The following is a 21,157-nucleotide window of genomic DNA, read 5'->3' on the forward strand; positions in this document are numbered from 1 at the left end:
CGTATGATTGAGCGATTTCCCGTTTGGGCACCCGGGGAGCATGGCATGGAGCGGCGGAGGGTTTATATCTACCTGCCCGATGAATATTACGAGAAGCCCAAGCGACAGTATCCTGTTTTATACATGTTTGATGGGCATAATGTTTTTTATGATGAAGATGCTACCTACGGCAAAAGCTGGGGGATGGAGCAGTATTTGCAGAAAAGCGGCAGAAAGCTGATGGTGGTTGCGCTGGAATCGAGCCGCGCGCCTGATTATGGCAGACTAAAGGAATATGCCCCTTTTTCGTTTACCACAGAGGAAACGGGCGGAATTATAGGCAACGGGGATATCACTATGGATTGGATTGTCCATGTTCTCAAGCGGACAGTAGATACCCAGTACCGCACCAAGGCAGACCGCAGGCATACCTTTCTGGCAGGCTCCTCTATGGGAGGACTTATGACACTTTATGGGCTTCTGGCGTATCCGGAGGTCTTTTCGCGCGGTGCGGCACTCTCGCCTTCACTCTGGATTGATGCGGAAAAGGTCAAGGCGATGATTCGGCATGCCAGAGTGAAACGAAATACTGTGCTTTATATGGATTACGGCGCACTGGAATTTGCCGATCATCCGCACAGCCGCAGTCTCTTTGCGGAAGTCAGTGCATTGCTGATAGAAAAGCGTGTTCTGCTCAATAGTCGTATTGTTCCGCGGGGAACACACTGCGAAGCAAGCTGGGAAAAGCAGATTCCGTTTTTTATGAAAACGCTGTTTGAATAAGGCGTAATCCGAACAAAAGATAACAGGAGGGATGTTCTATGAAAAATTTTGTATTTCTTTCCCCGAATTTCCCAACAAATTATTGGAAATTCTGTAAAGAGCTGAAGGAAAACGGCATGCGCGTACTGGGCATTGGCGATGAACCGTATGAGCAGCTGGATGAGAATGTGAAAAACAGCCTGCACGAATATTACAAGGTTGGCAGTCTGGAAAATTATGATGAGGTCTATCGTGCGGTTGCCTTTTTTGCCTTTAAATACGGGCGGATTGACTGGCTGGAAAGCAATAACGAATACTGGCTGGAGCAGGATGCTAAGCTGCGGACGGATTTCAATATTACCACAGGCTTTCAGGTGCAGGATATGCCGCGGATGAAATATAAATCCAAAATGAAGGAAGCATACAGAGAGGCAGGGCTTGCAGTCGCGCGCTATACCCTTGTGGAAAGCATGGAGGACTGCCGCCGCTTTGTTGCCGAGGCCGGCTATCCCGTTGTGGCAAAGCCGGATAACGGCGTGGGTGCCTCCCATAATTTCAAGATTACGAATGACGAGGAGCTTGCGGCGTTCTATAAGCAGCGTCACGAAGGGGTTGTCTATATCATGGAGGAGTTTGTCAATGGTGAGGTCTGCTCCTATGATGCCATTATTGATTCCAAGGGGAATATTCTTTTTGAAACGGGCAACGTAACCCCCGGCTCCATCATGGATATGGTCAACCAAAGCGATGACTGCAAATTCTATATCGTGAAGGATTTGCCTGAGGACACCAAACGGGCAGGGCGCGCCACGGTGAAAGCCTTTGGCGTGAAAAGCCGCTTTGTGCATTTTGAATTTTTCCGTCTGCGTCAGGACCAGAAGGGATTAGGCAGGAGGGGCGAAATTATGGCGCTTGAGGTCAATATGCGTCCCTGCGGCGGCTTTGGTCCCGATATGATGGACTATGCAAACAGTACGGATGTCTATAAAATCTGGGCGGATATGATTGCCTTCGACCGCTCCACAAAGTCGGAGGGAGCGCATGCGTTCTGCGCCTATGTCGGCAGAAGGGATGGCAAGCAGTATCAGCTCAGCCACGAAGAAATCCTCTCGCACTATGGGGATGCTGTCCGTATGTCCGGTCGCCTGCCGGATGCGCTGAGTGTTGCCATGGGCAATCAGTTCTATATGGCAACCTTCCCCGAAATGGCGGAGGTAGAAGCATTTTTTGCCGCAGTCTCGGCATTGGTGTAAAATTTTTTGATACGCATAAATAAAAAACGCCGTGAGAGAAGATTGTTCTCTGATACGGCGTTTTTGTTGTTTATTCGGAAATTCATCTGACAGGAATGGAAATCTCCATCAGAAATTTTTCATAGAATTTCCATGAACCTCATGCGCTCTCTGCTGCCGGATTTTTCCCTCGGCAAAATTTCAGATAGAAAAGGATGCAGAGCATTACGGAAAGCAGAGAACCGCCTGCCGAAGCCAGCCCCATCGGGAACAGCGTATCGGGGAAGAGCATGGAAGCAAGATAGGACCCCGGTACACGCACAAGCAAAACCGAACTGATGTTGTGCAGGAAGGAAAGAACCGACTTGCCGCAGGCGCAGAAATAGCCGCTGAAGCTAAAATGAATCCCTGCAAAAACGCAGTCGAGGATATAGCTGCGCAGGTATTGTCCGCCGAAGCGAATGACCTCTGCGCCGCCTGCCGCCTGTCGGTCGGTAAAGAGTGCGACAAGCTGTTCCGCGCAGAGCTGTACCCCGATGCAGACGCAAAGCCCGAAGCCAACGGTAATGCAGATGGCATAGCGTAGGGTCTGTACAGCGCGTTCCGGCTTGCCTGCCCCGATGTTCTGCGCCCCCAGTGCCGAAACGGTGGAAAGCATGGAAGAGGGGACAAGGAACACAAACCCGATGATTTTTTCTACAATCCCGACTGCCGCAGCATCGTTCAGCCCTCTGCGGTTTGCAATAATCGTAATCACGATAAACGCAATCTGAATTAGCCCGTCCTGCAGGGCAACAGGTACACCAATCTGCAAAATCTGCCCCACAACAGGGCGGCGCGGATGGAAGTCCCCCTTGGAAAGAGAAATGCTTTTCCGCCTCAGAATCATAAACAGAGAAACCGCTACACTGATGGTCTGCGCAAGGGTTGTGCCGAGTGCCGCACCGGCAGGACCGAAGTCAAGCGCGCCAATGAAAAGATAATCCAGTGCGATATTTGCCGCGCACGCAATTGCAATGAAATACATCGGGCTTTTGCTGTCACCCATGCCACGGAAAATGGAGCTGATGATGTTATATGCCGTAATAAAGGGAATCCCCAGAAAGCAAATGGTCAGATATGCAACTGTGCCGTCTACCGCCTCCGCAGGGGTGGACATTACACCGACAATCGGGCGCACCAGAAGCAGCAGCACGACCGTCAGCACAATGGAAAGCCCAAAAAAGAGCGTCACAGTGTTGCCGACGTTTTCTGAAATCTGCTTATGGTTTCTGCCGCCCACTGCGCGCGCAATGCTGACGGTTGTTCCCATCGCAAGCCCTACGAGCATAACGGTCAGCATGTGCATCACCTGCGAGCCGATGGAAACGGCGGTTGTGCTAGCAACCCCGTCAAATTGCCCGATGATGAATAAATCCGCCATGCCGTAAAGCGTCTGTAAGAAATAAGAAAGCAGATAGGGCAGGGAGAATATGAGTATATTTTTACCGACACTGCCGGTGGTAAGGTTTCTTTCCATAGGGAACTCCTTTCGTTGCTTTAAAAAATCTTTTGTATATGGTATATGCTTTTGTAAAAATACATAAAATTTATATGTTTACATTAAACGCTACAACTATTGCAGAGTCAAGAGTTTTTGCCAAAAACAGGGTTCAAAAGAAAAAGAGCCTTCCGATTTTGTATTTAATCAGAAGGTTCTTAATTTTCTGTTTTTATTCCTGCTTTTGCTCCTGTGGTAAAAGTTTTTTCGTCAGATATTGTTCTCCCATCAAATCATCATACGTCAGCAGCTCATGCAGCTTGATATATTTGTTTCTCGTTTCCTCATCACAGCCCTCGGAATAAAGATTGTAATACGGGCTGATAACAGGGCAATGCGCATATAAATCCAGAAGGAAATTGCTCCGCAGTGTTTCCGGTGCGCCGATGTAATCATACATCAGTGCTGTCAGCAGATACGGCGAAACGGGTGTGCCGTCTGCGCGGTATTCGTGCCCTGTATCGTAATTGCTGAATACAACATAGGGCGTGGAGAACATCTGATATTTTTCTTCCTCTGTCCAGTTTGCGGCAGTGGTGGAGGTGATTGTGCCGGTGGAGGCATAAACACCGAAATCGTTCCCCAGCGTCGGCAGGTGGTCGCCATACCAAAGCACAACGGTCGGCTTTTCTCTGTTCATCACGTACTCATACAATCTGCCAAGCTGTGCATCCGAATCGGAAACGCCCTTGCAGTAATTGTGCAGCAGGTTGCTTTCCTCCTCCGAAAGCGTATCGGAGGTAAAATCAATATTCCATTCGGAGGGGTCAAATTTATTCAGATACAGCCCATGGTTTTCCATGGTAATGCCCTGAATGAAAACGCCTTTTTCATGCGGCTGCTCCAGCTGATACATGATTTCCTCCACAAGGCTTTCATCTGTCAGGAAGGGACCGCTGTTGAAATGCTGCTCTGCGTGTAAATCATATTCCCCCAGCATTTCATCAAAGCCAAGCAGGGGATAGGCGCGGTCACGTTCATAAAATTCCTTCTGATAGGTATGAATCCCAATGGTATCATAGCCCTGATTCTTAAATTCGCGTGCATAGGAATAAATATTGTTGAATACATACTGCTGATACGGCACATTGCCGGAGGGCAGCATACTTGTAGTCATGCCGGTCAGAATCTCAAATTCGGGACGCACCGTGCCGCCGCCGAAGGTGCAGGAAACCATGCTGCCGCCGTGGTTTTCCGCAAGAATCCTGCGGTAATTGGGAATCGGGTCCTCTGTAAAGCTCACGTTTTTCAGCGTGGTAGGGTCCCAGAAGGATTCCGAAAGAATCACAATGACATCGGGATTCTGAAAATCTGCGCCGCTAGCTTCGTCCGGTTGATATTGTGCAAATGCCTTTTCCAGATATCTCTCACTGTAATTATCCGGGTCACCCATGTTTAAGGAAGAAAGGTTTAGCACAAAAGCGGTCAGAAAGCCGTTTTCGGTGTAGTTTTTTGTCTGGTCGGTCGGTGCCTCGGAGGAAAGCCCCAACAGGCTGTAATCGGCTCGTACGGTGCCGTTCATGGTGCAAAGATACAGACACCCCAATAGAATCGGCGCACCAAGCACGCGTTTTTTCCATGCGATTGGAAGTGTCGGACGCAGAATCGCAAGCACCGTAAGATATGCCACTGTGCCGCCCCAGAGCCACCATAACGGTGTGGGGATTTTCAGCGCAGAAAGAAATGTGGTGAAGCTGTCTGCATTTTTTGCCAGCAGCATATCCCAAGGAAGAAAATGCTCCTTGAGGATTTCTGTTTTCAGGAAATCAACCGTCGGCATAATCGTAAATATTAAGCCTGTCAAAAGTGCTGCCAGGGGAACGTGTTTCCAGAGGCAGACCATCGCCCCGAAGAAAAGATAAATCAGAAGCATCCCTAACAGGAACGCCCCGTAATTTTCCGTTAAAAGCGTGCGCAGCAACACCGCCGCGCCGTCCTCCCCGGAAAGAAAGGAAATGGCGTTGCCGCTCAGGCTCAGCCAGAGGGGAAACAGCAGCACCAGCAGCCACATGATGAAGGCGGCAGGCTTATGCGTTTGTATATACGCATCTATTTTTGTACGAATTTCTCGTAATTTTTTCATGTTTGCAAAACCTCTTTTGTGTAGATTGATTGAATTTCTAAATGGATATTTTAACACGATTTTCACGCGTTTTCAAGAAATTGAAGAAGTAAAATTGTGAAATAAGCCAAACGCCTGATTTCGTCTTAGGAAGGCACACGATAAAGAAAATTCTGCCTGTTCGCTTGACAGGGGATGTTTCGTCCTGTAAAGTAAAAAATAGTGCCGTAACTGTGCATTTATTTGCATGCAGATTTCGGCAGAGAACGAGAGGTGGCACCATGAAAAAGCAAGATTCCAATTATAATAATGAAAGCATCACTTCCCTGAAGGGGGCGGAACGCGTCCGCCTGCGCCCTGGGGTTATCTTCGGCTCGGACGGTCTGGATGGGTGCGAGCATGCCTTTTTTGAAATCCTTTCTAACTCCATTGATGAGGCGCGAGAGGGCTACGGCAAAAAGATTGAGATTACCCGTTTCAAGGATGATTCCATTCTCGTGCGCGATCATGGCAGGGGGATTCCTGTGGATTATAACCCCAAGGAGGATTGCTTCAACTGGGAGCTGGTGTTCTGTGAGCTGTACGCAGGCGGCAAATATCAGAATAATACAGGAGAAAACTATGAATTCAGCTTGGGTCTGAACGGTCTGGGCACCTGTGCAACGCAGTATGCCTCCGAATTTATGGAGGCGGTGATTTACCGCGACGGCATGTGCTATCAGCTGCATTTTGAAAAGGGTGAAAATATCGGCGGTCTGATGAAGGAGGCGGTGGAAAAGCACCCCACCGGCACGCAGATTACATGGCGGCCCGATAGAGATGTTTTTACCGAAATTCATATTCCCCTTTCCTATTTTCAGGATGTGCTGAAAAAGCAGGCGGTTGTGAACGCAGGGCTTTTGTTTGAATTATATGATGAGGAAAGCGGCGAAACCTTCCAATATTGCTATGAAAATGGGATTCGCGATTATCTTGCGGAGCTGAACGGCGAAAATGGACTGACCGCTGTGCATTATCTCCAGACCGAAACCAAGGGACGCGACAGAGAGGATAAGCCCGAATATCGCCTGAAATTTGAAGCGGCGTTCTGCTTCAATAATCATGTGAATGTACTGGAATATTACCATAATTCCAGCTTTCTGGAATACGGTGGCTCCCCCGATAAGGCGGTGCGCAATGCTTTTGTCTTTGCGATTGATAAATATCTGAAAAGCAATAGCTTATATAAAAAGGATGAAAAGAAGATCACCTTTGCGGATGTGGAGGAAAGCCTGATTCTGGTCATCAATTCCTTCTCCACCGTAACAAGCTACGAAAACCAGACGAAAAAATCCATTACGAATAAATTCATTCAGGAGGCCATGACGGAGTTCTTCCGCCGACAGCTGGAGATTTATTTCATTGAAAATAAAATGGATGCCGATAAGATTGCGGCACAGGTGCTTGCGAATAAAAGAAGCCGTGAAACGGCGGAAAATACCCGTGTGAATATCCGCAAAAAGCTGACGGGCAGTCTGGATATGAATAACCGTGTGGAAAAATTTGTAAACTGCCGTACAAAGGATGTCTCCCGCAGAGAAATCTATATCGTGGAGGGCGATTCCGCGCTTGGCTCCTGTAAGCAGGGCAGAGATGCGGATTTTCAGGCGATTATGCCAATCCGAGGAAAGATTTTGAACTGCTTGAAGGCAGATTATAATAAGATTTTCAATAGCGACATCATCATTGACCTATTGAAGGTGCTTGGCTGTGGCGTTGAGGTGAAATCCAAGCATGATAAGGGGCTGAATTCCTTTGATCTGGCGCAGCTTCGTTGGAGCAAGGTTATTCTCTGCACCGATGCGGATGTGGACGGCTTCCAGATACGCACCCTCCTTTTGACGATGCTCTACCGCCTTGTACCGACGCTGATTTACGAAAAAAAGGTCTATATTGCGGAATCGCCGTTATATGAAATCCGCCATGGCAAGGATAAATATTTCGCCTATACCGACAGCGAAAAGGCAAAAATCACCGCCAAGCTGAAGGGCAAGGTGAAAATCAAACGCTCCAAGGGCTTGGGTGAAAATGCCGCAGATATGATGTGGGAAACCACCATGAACCCCGAAACGCGCAGGCTCATTCTGGTTACGCCCGATGAAGCGGAGCGCACACAGGCGATTTTTGAACTCCTGCTTGGGGAAAATCTTTCCGGCAGAAAGGAACACATTGCAGAGGAAGGTCATAAATATCTGGATATGATTGACCTCAGCTAAGAGGTGGATGTATGGCAAAGAAAAAAACAACAACGAAAAAAGAATATCACGATAATTTCATACAGGAGCAGCGCATTACCGATACGCTTGAGCTGAATTATATGCCCTACGCCATGAGTGTCATTGTTTCCCGTGCCATTCCTGAGATTGACGGCTTCAAGCCCTCCCATAGAAAGCTTTTGTATACCATGTATCTGATGGGGCTTCTGAAGGGGGACAGAACCAAATCTGCCAATGTGGTAGGGCAGACCATGAAGCTGAACCCCCATGGGGACAGTGCGATTTATGAAACCATGGTGCGTCTGACAAAGGATAATGAAGCGCTTTTGGTGCCTTTTGTGGATTCTGAGGGGAATTTTGGGAAATACTATTCCAGAGAGATGGCGTATGCCGCCTCCCGTTATACCGAGGTAAAGCTGGAGAGCATCTGTCAGGAAATCTTTGCGGATATTGACAAGGACACGGTTTCGTTTATTGATAACTATGACGGCAGCATGAAGGAGCCGGCGCTTCTGCCGACCACCTTCCCTAATATTCTGGCAAACCCGAACCTTGGCATTGCGGTTGGTATGGCATCCTCCATTTGCAGCTTCAACCTTGCAGAATTGTGCGAAGCAACGGCGCAGTATATCAAGGATGATACGGTTGATTTGTGTGAGGTGCTTTCCGCTCCCGATTTTTCCACCGGCGGCGAATTGATTTACAGCCGGAAGGACTTGGAGCAGATTTATAAAACGGGACGTGGCAGTGTGAAGCTGCGTGCAAAATATCGTTATGATAAAAAGGATAACTGTATCGAGGTCTATGAAATTCCCTATACCACCAATATCGAAGCCATTGTGGATAAAATCATCGCATTGGTTAAGGCAGGGAAAATCAAGGATATCACCGATGTGCGCGATGAATCAGACAGAAACGGTCTGAAAATCACGATTGACCTCAAGCGCGGCACGAATGTAGAACTGCTGATGCACAAGCTGTTCGCCATGACACCCTTGTCGGATAGCTTCAGCTGTAATTTTAATGTGCTGATTCATGGCAAGCCCATGACACTTGGCGTGGGCGAAATTTTGAAGCACTGGACGGACTTCCGCATGGATTCCATCCGCAGACAGCTTGCATTTGATATTCAGAAGAAATCCGAAAAATATCATCTGCTCGAAGGGCTTTCCAAAATCCTGATGGATATTGATAAGGCGATTGCCATTATCCGTGGCACCGAGGAGGAAAAAATGGTTGTGCCGAATTTGATGGCAGGCTTTGAAATTGACGAGGTGCAGGCGGAATATATCGCGGAGATTAAGCTGCGCAACATCAATAAGGAATATATCCTGAAACGCATTGCAGAGCTGGATGCACTGGAAAAGGAAATCAAAGGTCTGCATGAAACACTTCGCTCGGATGCAAAAATCAAAAATATCATCTGTAAGCAGTTGCGCAATGTGGCAAAAAAATACGGCAAGCCCAGAAAAACCGAAATCATCCATGAGGATGATGTGACGGTGCTTTCCAAGGAGGACTTCATCGAGGATTACCCTGTAACCTTCTTCCTGACGAAGGAGAATTATTTCAAGAAAATCAGTCAGGCATCTCTGCGTATGGCAGGGGAGCAGAAGCTGAAGGAGGAGGACGTTCTTCTGATGGAGCAGGAGGGCGCAAACCGTATGGATCTGCTGTTTTTCTCCAATCAGCAGAATGTGTATAAGCTGAAAGCCTCGGATGTGGCGGATGCCAAGGCGAGTGCATTGGGGGATTATCTCCCGAATCTCTTGCAGCTTGACGCAGGGGAAACCATTATTTACATGACTGCAACAGCGGATTACAGCGGTCAGATGGTGTTTTTCTTTGCAAACGGCAAGGCGGCGAAGGTGCCGCTTTCCGCCTATGAAACCAAAACAAATCGCCGCAAGCTGGTCAATGCCTATTCCGCAAGGGCAGAGCTAGTGCGGATGGCGAAAATCGCGGAGGAAGCAGATTTTATGCTGATGCGCAATGCGGATAAGGCAACGCTCTTGAATACAGAGTTGATTCCGCTGAGTGCCACAAAGAACGCCGGCGGCGTGCAGGTCTTTACACTCAAGAAAAACAGTGCAGTTACCGCGGTGTTTGCCAAGGCAGAATTTGAAACAGAGGAATACGAATATTATCGCACGAAAAAAATTCCCACCACGGGACATTTTATACAGGAAAAGGATAAAACCACCAATCATCTGCCCGGGCAGATGGCGTTGGGGGAATAAGAAAGGATGACGAGTATGAAACGGTTTATGGCAATTCTTCTTGCAGGGATGCTGAGCCTTTCCGCCGCAGTGCCTTCCTTTGCCGCCGTTGCGACGAATGCAGGCAAATGGGCAAAGCCTTCCATCGAATTTGCCTATCAGCAGGGACTTCTGACGGAGGCGGATTTGCAGAAGGCAAAATCGCCCATGACGAGAAAGGATTTCTGCAAGATGGTGATGCGTTTTCTGAATGTAATCACCGGAAAGGAATGGAAAGCGGCAGGTAAAACGCCCTTTACAGACTGCGATGATGCAGATGTGACAGCGGCGTATGAGCTGGGTATTATCGGCGGCACAGACCCCGGTATTTTTGAGCCGAACAGCACGCTGACCCGCGAGCAGATGGCAATTATGGTGGCGCGCGTGATGAAAACCTGCGGCGTGGATTTAACGGAGAAGGCAAAGAAAAATCCCTTCAACGATACCGCAGAGCTGTTTGCTTCCTCCAATAAATATATCGACCAGCTGTATGGCATTGGGATTCTTGCGGGCTATCAGGATGGCGGATATCATCCCTTCCGCGAAATGACGGTGCAGGAGGCTGTGGTTTCCTTCGTGAAGGCATATCGCTATATTGAGGAGCAGACCGGCGGCAAGGTGGAAATTACCGAACCAAAGGTGGACAAGGTGGACAGAGTGGACACCCAAAATGACACAAAAGTGGACACCAAAACGGACACGAAAGCGGACACCAAGACAGAGGAAGTGAAGGTGACGGATGCGGCGACAACAGAAACGGTTACTGTCGGCGAAAAAAAGGTTTGTCTCGGCTGGACGGCGGCAGAGCTGAAGGCTGTCTGGGGCGAACCCGACCGCATTGACGATTCTGTGTATGGCTTAGAGAGATATGTTTATCTCAACAAGTATCAGAATTATTTCTTTGCAACGATGCAGGATGGGAAAATTGTCGAAATTTTTGTGCCGGGCACAGATTTTACCTATAACGGTACAAGCGGCAAGGGCATTGCGGCGAATATTAAGAATCTTTCCCACGTCAGCAGCTTAGAGCACAGCGGTATTGTATACAATGCCAATTCCGAGGTGCATGTTCCTCTGGATTATGAGGGGAAAATCTGTGGTGTGCTTTTGCAGGAAAAGAGCTTTGCCCAGACAAAGGATTACCAGAGCACCTTGCAGTATACCACAAGAGAAGCCATGGAAGCGGAGCTGCTTGATTTGATTCAGGTGTGTCGTCTGGAAAAGGGTCTGTCCCTGCTTACGGCAGACAGTAAGCTGGGGGGCGTAGCAAGAGCACATTCCGAGGATATGACGGCGAAGGGATATTTCGACTATACCGGCTCTGACGACTCGACACCCTTCAGTCGGATTCTGGCGAAGGGCAAAGCCTTCCGCACGGCATCCGAAACCATTGCCAAGCAGCGCGGCGATGTGGTGCAGATTTATCAGGAATGGATGCGTACCGCTGCGAAGGAGAACAGCCTGACAGACGGCACCATGCAGGAGGCAGGCGTGGGGATTTCTGCAAAATCCAAGGAGCTTTATGTAACGGTTGACCTTTGCGGTCAGTAAAAAATGGAATAAAAGAAAAAAGTATACAGAACAGAAAAAAAGCCTTGCACGGGAGAATTTTCCCATGCAGGGCTTTTTTTGATCCGGATTTCAGAAATTTTCTGTCAAAGCCAGAATTTCCTTTTCCAGAAGGGCATAGAACACATCATAGCCTGCGTTGCTCCAATGCACGCCATCGAACTGAAACAGTGCATCATACGCTTCGAAGCCTTGTGCTTCCTTAATGTCCAGAAATGCCTGATATACATCAATGACGGGACAATGATAGCCCTTTGCCAGCTTTTTGACGATTTCCCCATATTTTTCAATGCGGTCGGTTGTGGTGAAGGGGTAGAAATCCGTATCCACCACGGGCGGCGGCGTAACCAGAACGGGCAGACAGACACCGCTATGGAAAGCAGAATCTCCGTGCTTTTCTGCCAGAAGGCGTTCCAGAATGAACATCATATTGTGTTCATATTCCCAAGGTGTACGATATTGCCCTTCGTTGAGGGCACTGTCATTGGAACCCAGCAGAATTACAGTAAGATGCGGCTTTAACCAAAGCACCTGACTTTCCAGCCGTTCTTTCGCTTCTCTGGTGGTTTCTCCGTTGATGCCGCGATTGTATACCTTCCAACGAAGCTGCGGATTTTTCTCCGGCAGCTCCCTTGCCAAGCGGAAGGGATATGCAATATGGGACAAAACACCATAGCCGTATGTTAAGCTGTCGCCAAAGGCAACCAAACGAAATTCTTTCATGGGGCAGACCTCCTTTTTTTCTCTATTCTAAAGAGAAAGCAGGAGAATGTCAATCAAAGCAAGGCTGTCATTTGCCTGTATGAAGATCCAACGTGGGGCGGATAATCTGCATGATGTTATCCTTGAAGGAACGCCCGACGAAGGCAAGCTGCTCCGAACCGAAAAAAGAAATCGTCCAAGGATTTTGAGATTTATCGATGGAGGATGCATTTTTCAGATTGACAATAAAGGAGCGATGTGTCTGCACAAAGGTTTCCTTGGGCAGCACTTCCAGAATACGATATAACGGAACCGAAACACAGATGGTTTTTTTCAACAGATGGATGACAGATTTTTTTTGCTCACTTTCGATAAAAAGAATATCCTGATACGGAATTTTATAGATTGCTTTTTGCGTACTGATGCGGCAATAAAGGGGTTCATCATGTGTGGATTCGCTATTTGTGACACAAACGGAACCCCTGTCAGTACAAAGTTCATTTACAGCAGAAGCGGCTGCTCCTGTCGTATGGATTGAATTTTTGCACATAATTATCTCCTCTTTCGTGGTAAAACTTATGAAATTAGACTTATATTTAAAATTACACCAAGGGAATTTTCTTAAATTTTAACATAAAATGTAATTTCTTGTAAATGTTTTCGTACATAAAAATTATAAAAAGAATACTACAAAATTCGCGCTCTGTGAAATAATGCCATCGCAGGTATTTTTTCACCTTTTCCGCATAGGATGAGAAAAGAAGGGAGGACGAGCCAATGCAGACAGAGGCAGTTTGGCGTGCATTGCCGAGAAAAATACGGGAGGTGCTTGCGGAGAAGGATCTGCACGATTTGCAGGAAATTCGCCTGCGCAGCGGACAGCCCTTGCTTTTAAAAAGAGAGAATCGACTGTTTTCTCTGGGGAAGGAGGGGGTGTTTCTGCCTGCGGCGGATGAAAAGGGGATGCGCATTTCCATGGCGGATCTGCGTGAAACCGTTTCGCTTCTGAGCGGCTATTCTCTCTATGCCTTTGAGGAAGAGCTGCGACAGGGCTATCTTACCATAGAGGGCGGACACAGAGTCGGCTTCTGCGGCAAGGCGGTTCTGGAAAACGGCGAAATCCGCACGCTGCGGCAAATCAATGCCTTAAATATCCGCATTGCGAGAGAAAGGAAGGGGTGGGGAGAAACGCTTCTGCCGCTTCTGTTGGAAAAGAATACGCTTTGCCATACCCTGCTTGTTTCACCGCCGGGATGCGGAAAAACAACGCTTTTGCGCGATCTCATCCGTTGTCTGAGTGAGAGAGGAAAAACGGTCGGCGTGGTGGATGAGCGCGGAGAAATTGCGCCGCTCAGAGACGGCATGCCGCAGATGGATGTTGGCCCCTGTACGGATATTCTGGAGGGCTGCCCGAAGGCGAAGGGGATGACGCTTTTACTGCGAAGCATGTCTCCTGATATCATCGCTGTGGATGAGCTGGGCAGGCGTGAGGATGTTGCCGCGGTGGAGGAGGTTTTAAACGCAGGGGTGAAGCTGATTGCGACGGCACATGGGCGGGACTTTGCCGACATTGAAACAAGACCGCAGCTGCGTGCGCTTGTCCGCAGAAAAATATTTGAACGGTATCTTTTTCTTTCCAACCGAAACGGCACAGGCACCATAGAGGGGCTGTGCGACAGGGAGGGGAAAATGATTGCGGAAGAAGAAATGACGATGAAAAAGGAGGAGGAAGCATGATGCGTTTGCTCGGCAGTGTGCTTGTGCTTGGTGCGACGCTCTGGTTCGGGGCATATTTTGCGGCAAAGGAGAAATATCGTTTGCAGGAGCTGGCAGAGCTGGAACGTGCAATCCTGCTTCTGCAAAGCCAGATTGCCTACCTTTCCGCTCCTCTGACAGAGGTTCTGGAAAGCATCAGCTGGAAGGCGGAGGGCGTGATTGGCGAGATTTTCGCGCAGGCGGCGGCAGTCATGGCAGAGAGGGAAAGGGCTTCTGCGGAGGAAATCTGGACAGAGGCATGGTCGAAGAAGCGGAATCAGATTTTCCTGACGGCGGAGGATTTGGATATGGTGCTTTCCTTCGGGAAAACCCTCGGCTATCTGGATAAGGCGCAGCAGGAGGGGAGCATTTGTCTGCTGTTGCGGTATCTGGAGGAGGCATTGGCGCAGGGCAGAAAACGATTGGAGAAAAACGGCAGACTTTACTACGGCATCGGCGGACTTTCGGGATTGCTCATTATTGTAACACTGCTGTGAGGGGGGAGAAAATGGAAATCAATATTGTGTTTCGGATTGCGGCGGTCGGGATTCTGGTGGCAGTGTTGCATCAGGTACTGATGCGTGCAGGCAGAGAAGAACAGGCGATGCTGACCACGCTGGCAGGGTTGGTTGTGGTGCTGTTTTGGGTGATTCAATACATCAGCCAGCTGTTTGATACGGTGCAGACCTTATTTCAGCTTTGAGGAGGCGGTCGGATGGAAATTGGTAAAATCATCGCCATTGGTCTGGTGGGGACGATATTTGCCGTTCTGCTGAAAAAGGAAAATCCGCAGCTTGCGATGCTTCTTGCCGCTGTGACGGGGATTCTGATTTTCGGAATAATCTGTGTGCCGCTGGGAAGGCTCATCGGCTTGCTGCGAGAAACGGCAGAAACGGCGGGGGTCGGGGACGGCTACTTCGCAGTGGTGCTGAAGGTGATCGGCATTGCATATCTGACGCAGTTCGGCGCACAGCTTTGCGCGGATGCGGGAGAGGGAACGGTTGCGGCAAAAATTGAACTGGCAGGAAAGATTCTCATGATGACGGCGGCGGCTCCTGTGCTGATTGGACTGCTGGAACTGGTCATGGGCTTGGTATAGGAGGGGGCAGGATGAAGAAATGGGGGTTGCTTCTGATTTTGCTGCTTTCCCTTCTGCCAAGGACGACATTCGCAGAGGAAACGGCGGATGCAATCTGCATAGAAGGCGAAACGGAAGGGCTGGATACGGATGCTGTGGATGCGGCGACGGAGGAAATGGACGCAGGGGTCAGCTTTTCCGATTTGCTTGCGGAAATCCTTTCGGGGGAATTTGATTTTACATTCGCAAATATCAAGGAGAAGGCTCTGGAATTGACATTCGGAGAGCTGCGCATGCAGGGCAGGCTTTTGGCACAGCTGGTGCTGATTGTCATTCTGAGTGCAATTCTGAAGCAGTGCAGTGATTCCTTTCAAGGGAAAAATGTGGGCGAAATGGGATTTTATGTTTGCTACATGGTATTGATTGTGGCGATTCTGACCTCGTTTTACAGCATTTCACAGTCTGTTGTGGAGCGGATGCGAGGACTATGTGGGGTGTTTGGGGCGATGGTGCCCATTTTTCTGGTGCTTTCCGCTTCATCGGGGAATCTGACGCAGGGGGCTCTGATGGGGCCGACGCTGATGGGCGGCGCGACGGCACTTTCCGTTGGCATCAGCTATGTGCTGATTCCTGCGATTCAGCTTTCGATTGCCTTGGAGATGACGGATCATATTTCCGAAAAACCGATTCTGGGGAAATTTGCGGAGCTGCTGCGGCAGTGCATTTCCTGGGGGATGAAGGGGGCGGCAATGCTTTTTATGCTCCTGCTTTCCCTGCAGAAAATCGGCGGCGGTGCGCTGAACGGTCTGGCGGCGAAAACAGCGAAAATCGCAGTCGGGGCGGTGCCGGTGGTCGGGGGTGTGATGGGCGGCGCGGTGGAAACGGCAGCGGCTATGGCAGGAACGCTCAAAAGCGGCACACTGGTTGCAGCAGTAGTGCTTCTGCTCCTGCTTTGTCTGCCATTGCTCATCAAGCTGCTTGTGATCCTGCTTGTGTTTCGGCTGACGGCGGCTGCGGCGGAATTTATCTGCGAGGAACGCTTAGTAGAGTGCATTGCGGCGGCAGGGGAATACATAGGACTTCTGCTGGGGATTGTTTTTCTGGGCGAAGGGATGTTTTTCTTTTCGGCATTGCTTTTGTTGGGGGGCTTGTAGGCATGATGGCGGCATTTGCGGCATATATTAAAACCATAACTGCGTTAGCTGTTTTCTCTGCTCTGGTGGGACTGCTTCTGCCGGAGGGGAAATATCGCCGTTATACGGAGCTGGTGCTGGGGATTCTGGTGCTGACGGCGGTGCTGCGTCCGTTGCTTGGGCTGTTTCATGCGGCGGAAACGGGAGATTTGCCCCTGACGAGGATAGAGCAGGAATGGTCGGATACATACAACGGATACAGAGAAGAAGGGTGAGAGGATGCAAAAGAATTTGTGGAAGGGGTTATTTCGCCCCGAAAACAAAAAGCTGCGGAGCAATATTTTTCTGGCACTTCTGGCAGGGGTGCTGCTTCTGGCAATGGGGAAGAGCTTTTTCGGCGGAGAAAAGGAAACGCCTGCACAGGCGGAAACGCAGACGGCTTCCGATGTGGCGGAGCGAGAGACAGAAACGCGTATGGCGGAAATTCTTTCCAAGGTGCAGGGAGCAGGTGCGGTGGATGTCATGCTGACCTATTGCAGAACGGAGGAACGCACCATTGCACAGGATGAGGTACGGGAGGAATCGGAGAGGGACGGAAAATTCCGCGTGGAGCAGAAGGCGGTGCTGACCGAGGAAAAGGGCGGCAATACTGCGCCGTTCATCCTTTCGGAAAATGCCCCTGTGATTGAAGGGGTGGTTATTGTTGCGGAGGGCGGCGGAGATGCCACGGTGCAGGCGGCACTGCATCAGGCGGCAGAGGCACTTTGCAATGTGCCTGCGCATAAAATTGCAGTTTTGCAGATGAAATAGAATTTTTGCAGAGGGGGAAAAGGTATGTTTGTCATCAAAAGGAATCAGGTTGTGGTTACGGCACTGGCGGTGATGATTGCGGCGGCAGGCTATCTGAATTTTCAGGAAAGTCGCTCTTCCGAAGGAAAGCAGACGGCATTGCAGCTGACCGAGGAAGGGGATGTGACGGCGTTGGTGGATTATTCCGCTCTGCCGGATGATACGGACGAAACGGAGCTGGATCCGATTACGGCGGAAACCACAGGCGACGGTGCGGCGGTTTATGTTTCGGCGAATGGGAATGACTCTGCTTATTTTGCGGAGGCAAAGCTGAACCGAGAGCAGTCTCGCGCGAAGGAAAAGGATATTTTGACGGAAATGCTCAATAACGAAAACATTACCGAGGAGCAGAAGGCAAAATGCACCGAAAGCATGCTGCTATTGCAGGAACGGATGGAAAAGGAAAGTGCCGCAGAGGCAATGATCCAATCCAAGGGGTTCAAACAGGCGTATGTCCGCATGGATAACGAAACGGTGGATGTGGTGGTGGATGCGGTGAAGCTGACGGATAAGGATGTTGCACAGATTGAGGATATCGTGCAAAGAAAAACAGGGATGTCTGCCGATAAAATCCGCATCAATACATTGCAAAAGTAAGAAATTACAGAAAATCAGATGAAGGCAGTGGGAATAAAATCCGAATACTGCCTTCTTTTTTATGCATAAAATGGTGCATAATTCGTTGCAAAATAGGCGAATATCTGTTATACTCATATCATAATTATGCGTGAATATATTGTTTTGCAAAAACAGGAGATAGAAATAACAGGAGGGATTACACATGTCTGAAAATAAAACAAACGGTCAGATTCAGATTGCAGATGAGGTTGTCGGCGTGATTGCTACAACAGCTGCACTGGAGGTGGAAGGCGTAGTTGCCGGCGGCGGCAAGGGCTTTGTGGAGCTGTTTGGCAAGAAGGGTCATACCAAATGCGCGAAAATCACAAAGGATGCGGATGAAGCCGTTCTGGATATGGATATTATCGTAAATTTCGGCACAAAGGTGCAGAACGCTGCCAAGGAAGTACAGGAAAAGGTGAAAACCACAGTGGAAACCATGACAGGACTTACGGTTGCGGCAGTGAATGTAAGCATCTGCGGCATTGTGAAGGAAACGGAAGCAAAGGCAGAGGAAGAAGAATAATCGTGAAAAACGGTGGGTCTCATGGCTATCTGAGGCCCTTGCTTATTTTTAAGTGTGCCGTTGGTTGGAGAAATAATGGAGGGATACTATGAGCCGTAGAGGTGCGAGAAGAAATGCGTTTTATCTGCTGTTCCAGATGGATTTCAGCGAAGCGGAGGAATTTGAGCAGGTGAAGGAGCTTTTCTTTGCGGAAAAGGAAGAGCCTGTAGAGGAAGAAGATAAGGAATTTATTCTTTCCGAGGTGGAGGGCGTACATGCCCACATGGCGGAAATTGACGAAATGATTACAGCAAGTGCAAACGGATGGGATCCTGCGCGGATGAACAAGGTGGATTTGGCGATTCTGCGTCTGGCAGTGTATGAAATGAAATACGGGGAAACCCCCATCGGCGTTGCCATCAATGAGGCGGTGGAGCTTGCAAAACGCTTCAGCTCTGATGAAGCACCTGCCTTTATCAACGGCGTACTGGGCAAAGTAATCAAATGATAGAGCCGAAGGTGTTCTCGGTTGGGCAGATTAACCGCTATATCAAAAATCTGCTGGAAAATGATTTTATACTGAACAGCCTTCTGGTGCAGGGGGAGATTTCCAATTTCAAGGCACATTCGAGCGGGCATTGGTATTTTACCCTCAAGGACGCACAGGGAGCGATTGCCTGCGTGATGTTTCAGCAGGATGCGGCACAGGTGCCCTTTCTGCCCGAAAACGGGATGCAGGTGATTTTATACGGGCATGTTTCTCTGTACGAAAGGACGGGGCAGTATCAGCTGTACGGCGAATTTCTGGAGCCGGTCGGCATGGGTGCCCTGCAGCTTGCCTTTGAGCAGATGAAGGAAAAGCTTGCAGCGGAGGGACTTTTTGATGCGGACTATAAGCGGGAGATTCCCGAAAATATCGGCTGTATTGCGGTAATTACCTCCCCGACGGGGGCGGCGGTGCGCGATATTATCCAGATTGCAAAAAGACGCGACCCGAGAGTGAAGCTTGCCATATTCCCGACACTGGTGCAGGGAGAAGCGGCTGCGGCGGATATTGTCAGAAGTCTGAAACTTGCGAACAGCTGGGGCAAGGCAGACGTGATTATTCTGGGGCGCGGCGGCGGCTCGATGGAGGATTTGTGGGCGTTTAACGAGGAAAGCGTGGCAAGAGCCATTTTTGCTTCGGAGCTGCCTGTGATTTCTGCTGTCGGGCATGAAACGGATTTTACGATTGCCGATTTTGTTTCGGATTTGCGTGCGCCGACCCCATCTGCGGCGGCAGAGCTTGCAACCACAAGGCTTGCGGACAAAAAGGAGGATGCAAGGGCGCTGGCGGAACGATTGGAACGGAATTTGCAGGCAATCCTGACGGTATCTAAGCGGAGACTGGAATTTCTGAAGGAACGCCCTGTGCTGAAGCGTCCGTTGGAATTGATGCAGAAAAAGGAGCGCATGCTTGCGGAGCAGGAACGGCTTCTGTATAAAGAAACGGCAGGACAGCTGCAGCGGCTCAGCCGAGGACTTCTGGCGGCAGAGGGCAGGCTGGCGGCGGTTTCGCCGTTTTCTGTGATGAACCGCGGCTATGCCATGCTGATGGATGAGAGAGGTACGCCGCTTACAACGGCGCAGGCGGCGGCAATCGGGCAGGCGGTACGGATTCGCATGAAGGACGGCATTTTGCAGGCAGAGGTGACAGGAAAGGCGGTATTTGCCGATGGCGAGAAAGAAACAAACCTTTGATGAAGCAATGGAACGCTTAGAGGAAATTGTAGAACAGCTGGAACAGGAGGAGGTCTCCCTGGAGACGGCTGTTTCGTTGTATAAAGAGGGGCTGACTCTTGCGGCACTTTGCAGAGAAAAGCTTTCTGCGGCGGAGGGAGAAATCGTTCTGCTGAGAAAAGAAGCAGGGCTTTGGCAGGAGGAGCCGTTTCAGGCGGAGGTGGAAGAATGATGGATTTGAAGCAGGAAATGAAGGAACGCTGTGCCTATATTGAACAGGCGTTGGAGCAGGCAGTGCCTGAACAGAAGGACTTTCCGCCTGTGATTTTTGAAGCAATGCGCTACAGCCTTCTGGCAGGGGGCAAGCGTCTGCGCCCGATGATGGTTCTGGCGGCATGCGAGGCAGTCGGCGGCAAAAAGGAGGATGCACTTCCCTTTGCGTGCGCCTTGGAAATGATTCATACCTATTCGCTGATTCATGATGACCTGCCTGCGATGGATAACGATGATTACCGCAGGGGGAGACTGACGAACCATAAGGTTTTTGGCGAGGATATGGCGATTCTGGCAGGGGATGGTCTGTTGCATCATGCCATGGAAACGATGGCGGATGCTTGCGTGAAAAACCCTACACCGCAGACAACAGGTGCCATGAAAGCGATTGCACACGGCGCAGGTGTGGAAGGGATGCTTGTTGGGCAGGTGGTGGATGTTTTCATGGAGGGGAAGCCTCTGGATATCGAAACGCTTGATTTTATCCACCTGCATAAAACGGCGGCAATGATTCGCGGCGCACTGCAGGCAGGGGCAATCTGCGGCGGTGCGGATGAAAAAACAGTTGCGGCATTTGCACTGGCAGGCGAAAAAATCGGCATTGCATTCCAGATTCTGGATGATATTCTGGATGTGACAAGTACACTGGAGGAATTGGGCAAGCCCATCCACAGTGATGAAAAAAATCAGAAAACAACGTATGTGACGCTGTTTGGGATTGAAAAATCAAGAGAGATTGCGGCAAGGCTTTCCGCCGAGGCTGTTTCCATCTGGGAGGAGCAGGGCGAGGGCTGTGCATTTTTATTAGAGTTGACAAAATATCTTACAACCAGAACATTTTAAGAAGATCCTTCCGAGAGATTTTTTG

22 protein-coding genes are annotated in these 21,157 nt (G+C 49.6%); 18 read left to right on the top strand and 4 right to left on the bottom strand.

What is annotated here, in order from left to right:
• Nucleotides 1-3 precede the first annotated feature (3 nt).
• Together EJE48_RS08985 and EJE48_RS08990 are read left to right on the top strand one after the other, a co-directional pair.
• Nucleotides 4-762, top strand: coding sequence for an alpha/beta hydrolase (locus EJE48_RS08985; protein WP_016408091.1), 759 nt, complete (start codon nucleotides 4-6; stop codon nucleotides 760-762).
• 38 nt (nucleotides 763-800) lie between these two features.
• Entirely contained in the window at nucleotides 801-1,994 is a 1,194-nt protein-coding gene (locus tag EJE48_RS08990) for an ATP-grasp domain-containing protein (protein WP_118582430.1), read from the top strand.
• Nucleotides 1,995-2,133: 139 nt separating this feature from the next.
• On the opposite strand, the gene EJE48_RS08995 is transcribed toward EJE48_RS08990, so the two are convergent.
• Nucleotides 2,134-3,492, bottom strand: a complete 1,359-nt coding sequence (locus tag EJE48_RS08995) for an MATE family efflux transporter (RefSeq protein ID WP_118582427.1) — start codon at nucleotides 3,490-3,492, stop codon at nucleotides 2,134-2,136.
• Between the two features lie 193 nt (nucleotides 3,493-3,685).
• Nucleotides 3,686-5,596 (bottom strand): LTA synthase family protein, encoded by a 1,911-nt coding sequence (locus EJE48_RS09000; RefSeq protein ID WP_118582424.1) that lies wholly within the window; start codon nucleotides 5,594-5,596, stop codon nucleotides 3,686-3,688.
• A gap of 260 nt (nucleotides 5,597-5,856) precedes the next feature.
• On the opposite strand from EJE48_RS09000, the gene EJE48_RS09005 reads away from it, so the two are divergent.
• Genes EJE48_RS09005 through EJE48_RS09015 form a run of 3 tightly spaced genes read left to right on the top strand, consistent with a single transcriptional unit; the run spans nucleotide 5,857 to nucleotide 11,639 of the window.
• Nucleotides 5,857-7,830: a DNA gyrase/topoisomerase IV subunit B gene (locus EJE48_RS09005; RefSeq protein ID WP_118582421.1), complete on the top strand. Its 1,974-nt coding sequence runs from the start codon at nucleotides 5,857-5,859 to the stop codon at nucleotides 7,828-7,830.
• Nucleotides 7,831-7,841: 11 nt separating this feature from the next.
• The gene (locus EJE48_RS09010) at nucleotides 7,842-10,070 is read left to right on the top strand and encodes a DNA gyrase subunit A (RefSeq protein WP_016408096.1); all 2,229 of its coding nucleotides are present in this window, start codon (nucleotides 7,842-7,844) and stop codon (nucleotides 10,068-10,070) included.
• Between the two features lie 15 nt (nucleotides 10,071-10,085).
• On the top strand, nucleotides 10,086-11,639 hold the full coding sequence (locus EJE48_RS09015; protein ID WP_160117343.1) for an S-layer homology domain-containing protein: 1,554 nt from the start codon (nucleotides 10,086-10,088) through the stop codon (nucleotides 11,637-11,639).
• Nucleotides 11,640-11,729: 90 nt separating this feature from the next.
• On the opposite strand, the gene EJE48_RS09020 is transcribed toward EJE48_RS09015, so the two are convergent.
• On the bottom strand, nucleotides 11,730-12,380 hold the full coding sequence (locus EJE48_RS09020; protein ID WP_016408098.1) for an SGNH/GDSL hydrolase family protein: 651 nt from the start codon (nucleotides 12,378-12,380) through the stop codon (nucleotides 11,730-11,732).
• A gap of 67 nt (nucleotides 12,381-12,447) precedes the next feature.
• On the bottom strand, nucleotides 12,448-12,909 hold the full coding sequence (locus EJE48_RS09025; protein WP_118582415.1) for a LytR/AlgR family response regulator transcription factor: 462 nt from the start codon (nucleotides 12,907-12,909) through the stop codon (nucleotides 12,448-12,450).
• Nucleotides 12,910-13,136: 227 nt separating this feature from the next.
• Between EJE48_RS09025 and spoIIIAA the strand changes: the two genes are divergently transcribed.
• The 13 genes from spoIIIAA to EJE48_RS09090 all read left to right on the top strand — a co-directional run bounded on the left by spoIIIAA (nucleotide 13,137) and on the right by EJE48_RS09090 (nucleotide 21,132).
• On the top strand, nucleotides 13,137-14,096 hold the full coding sequence (spoIIIAA, locus tag EJE48_RS09030) for a stage III sporulation protein AA (protein ID WP_016408100.1): 960 nt from the start codon (nucleotides 13,137-13,139) through the stop codon (nucleotides 14,094-14,096).
• A complete protein-coding gene (locus EJE48_RS09035; RefSeq protein WP_118582412.1) occupies nucleotides 14,093-14,611 on the top strand; it encodes a stage III sporulation protein AB in 519 nt (172 codons plus the stop codon). Before spoIIIAA ends, EJE48_RS09035 begins: the two co-directional genes overlap by 4 nt.
• An 11-nt stretch (nucleotides 14,612-14,622) precedes the next feature.
• Nucleotides 14,623-14,817, top strand: a complete 195-nt coding sequence (gene spoIIIAC, locus EJE48_RS09040; protein ID WP_016408102.1) for a stage III sporulation protein AC — start codon at nucleotides 14,623-14,625, stop codon at nucleotides 14,815-14,817.
• A gap of 12 nt (nucleotides 14,818-14,829) precedes the next feature.
• On the top strand, nucleotides 14,830-15,213 hold the full coding sequence (spoIIIAD, locus tag EJE48_RS09045) for a stage III sporulation protein AD (RefSeq protein WP_016408103.1): 384 nt from the start codon (nucleotides 14,830-14,832) through the stop codon (nucleotides 15,211-15,213).
• Between the two features lie 11 nt (nucleotides 15,214-15,224).
• Nucleotides 15,225-16,346 (top strand): stage III sporulation protein AE, encoded by a 1,122-nt coding sequence (locus EJE48_RS09050; protein WP_016408104.1) that lies wholly within the window; start codon nucleotides 15,225-15,227, stop codon nucleotides 16,344-16,346.
• Nucleotides 16,347-16,348: 2 nt separating this feature from the next.
• Nucleotides 16,349-16,600, top strand: coding sequence for a stage III sporulation protein AF (locus EJE48_RS09055; protein WP_118582409.1), 252 nt, complete (start codon nucleotides 16,349-16,351; stop codon nucleotides 16,598-16,600).
• 4 nt (nucleotides 16,601-16,604) lie between these two features.
• Complete coding sequence (locus tag EJE48_RS09060; RefSeq protein ID WP_118582406.1) at nucleotides 16,605-17,135, top strand: hypothetical protein; 531 nt, start codon at nucleotides 16,605-16,607, stop codon at nucleotides 17,133-17,135.
• Between the two features lie 24 nt (nucleotides 17,136-17,159).
• Nucleotides 17,160-17,771 (top strand): SpoIIIAH-like family protein, encoded by a 612-nt coding sequence (locus EJE48_RS09065; protein WP_118582403.1) that lies wholly within the window; start codon nucleotides 17,160-17,162, stop codon nucleotides 17,769-17,771.
• 184 nt (nucleotides 17,772-17,955) lie between these two features.
• On the top strand, nucleotides 17,956-18,318 hold the full coding sequence (locus tag EJE48_RS09070) for an Asp23/Gls24 family envelope stress response protein (RefSeq protein ID WP_016408108.1): 363 nt from the start codon (nucleotides 17,956-17,958) through the stop codon (nucleotides 18,316-18,318).
• 88 nt (nucleotides 18,319-18,406) lie between these two features.
• On the top strand, nucleotides 18,407-18,805 hold the full coding sequence (gene nusB / locus EJE48_RS09075) for a transcription antitermination factor NusB (protein ID WP_016408109.1): 399 nt from the start codon (nucleotides 18,407-18,409) through the stop codon (nucleotides 18,803-18,805).
• On the top strand, nucleotides 18,802-20,037 hold the full coding sequence (xseA, locus tag EJE48_RS09080; protein ID WP_118582400.1) for an exodeoxyribonuclease VII large subunit: 1,236 nt from the start codon (nucleotides 18,802-18,804) through the stop codon (nucleotides 20,035-20,037). Before nusB ends, xseA begins: the two co-directional genes overlap by 4 nt.
• Nucleotides 20,012-20,248, top strand: coding sequence for an exodeoxyribonuclease VII small subunit (gene xseB, locus EJE48_RS09085; protein ID WP_016408111.1), 237 nt, complete (start codon nucleotides 20,012-20,014; stop codon nucleotides 20,246-20,248). Before xseA ends, xseB begins: the two co-directional genes overlap by 26 nt.
• On the top strand, nucleotides 20,245-21,132 hold the full coding sequence (locus tag EJE48_RS09090) for a polyprenyl synthetase family protein (RefSeq protein WP_016408112.1): 888 nt from the start codon (nucleotides 20,245-20,247) through the stop codon (nucleotides 21,130-21,132). Before xseB ends, EJE48_RS09090 begins: the two co-directional genes overlap by 4 nt.
• Nucleotides 21,133-21,157: the final 25 nt, after the last annotated feature.

It is taken from the genome of Anaerotignum faecicola, assembly GCF_003865035.1.
Lineage (GTDB): Bacteria > Bacillota > Clostridia > Lachnospirales > Anaerotignaceae > Anaerotignum_A > Anaerotignum_A faecicola.

Coding starts and splice junctions, on each gene's coding strand:
- EJE48_RS08985 (WP_016408091.1), top strand. CDS start 4: ATGATTGAGCGATTTCCCGTTTGGGCACCCGGGGAGCATGGCATGGAG.
- EJE48_RS08990 (WP_118582430.1), top strand. CDS start 801: ATGAAAAATTTTGTATTTCTTTCCCCGAATTTCCCAACAAATTATTGG.
- EJE48_RS08995 (WP_118582427.1), bottom strand. CDS start 3,492: ATGGAAAGAAACCTTACCACCGGCAGTGTCGGTAAAAATATACTCATA.
- EJE48_RS09000 (WP_118582424.1), bottom strand. CDS start 5,596: ATGAAAAAATTACGAGAAATTCGTACAAAAATAGATGCGTATATACAA.
- EJE48_RS09005 (WP_118582421.1), top strand. CDS start 5,857: ATGAAAAAGCAAGATTCCAATTATAATAATGAAAGCATCACTTCCCTG.
- EJE48_RS09010 (WP_016408096.1), top strand. CDS start 7,842: ATGGCAAAGAAAAAAACAACAACGAAAAAAGAATATCACGATAATTTC.
- EJE48_RS09015 (WP_160117343.1), top strand. CDS start 10,086: ATGAAACGGTTTATGGCAATTCTTCTTGCAGGGATGCTGAGCCTTTCC.
- EJE48_RS09020 (WP_016408098.1), bottom strand. CDS start 12,380: ATGAAAGAATTTCGTTTGGTTGCCTTTGGCGACAGCTTAACATACGGC.
- EJE48_RS09025 (WP_118582415.1), bottom strand. CDS start 12,909: ATGTGCAAAAATTCAATCCATACGACAGGAGCAGCCGCTTCTGCTGTA.
- spoIIIAA (WP_016408100.1), top strand. CDS start 13,137: ATGCAGACAGAGGCAGTTTGGCGTGCATTGCCGAGAAAAATACGGGAG.
- EJE48_RS09035 (WP_118582412.1), top strand. CDS start 14,093: ATGATGCGTTTGCTCGGCAGTGTGCTTGTGCTTGGTGCGACGCTCTGG.
- spoIIIAC (WP_016408102.1), top strand. CDS start 14,623: ATGGAAATCAATATTGTGTTTCGGATTGCGGCGGTCGGGATTCTGGTG.
- spoIIIAD (WP_016408103.1), top strand. CDS start 14,830: ATGGAAATTGGTAAAATCATCGCCATTGGTCTGGTGGGGACGATATTT.
- EJE48_RS09050 (WP_016408104.1), top strand. CDS start 15,225: ATGAAGAAATGGGGGTTGCTTCTGATTTTGCTGCTTTCCCTTCTGCCA.
- EJE48_RS09055 (WP_118582409.1), top strand. CDS start 16,349: ATGATGGCGGCATTTGCGGCATATATTAAAACCATAACTGCGTTAGCT.
- EJE48_RS09060 (WP_118582406.1), top strand. CDS start 16,605: ATGCAAAAGAATTTGTGGAAGGGGTTATTTCGCCCCGAAAACAAAAAG.
- EJE48_RS09065 (WP_118582403.1), top strand. CDS start 17,160: ATGTTTGTCATCAAAAGGAATCAGGTTGTGGTTACGGCACTGGCGGTG.
- EJE48_RS09070 (WP_016408108.1), top strand. CDS start 17,956: ATGTCTGAAAATAAAACAAACGGTCAGATTCAGATTGCAGATGAGGTT.
- nusB (WP_016408109.1), top strand. CDS start 18,407: ATGAGCCGTAGAGGTGCGAGAAGAAATGCGTTTTATCTGCTGTTCCAG.
- xseA (WP_118582400.1), top strand. CDS start 18,802: ATGATAGAGCCGAAGGTGTTCTCGGTTGGGCAGATTAACCGCTATATC.
- xseB (WP_016408111.1), top strand. CDS start 20,012: ATGGCGAGAAAGAAACAAACCTTTGATGAAGCAATGGAACGCTTAGAG.
- EJE48_RS09090 (WP_016408112.1), top strand. CDS start 20,245: ATGATGGATTTGAAGCAGGAAATGAAGGAACGCTGTGCCTATATTGAA.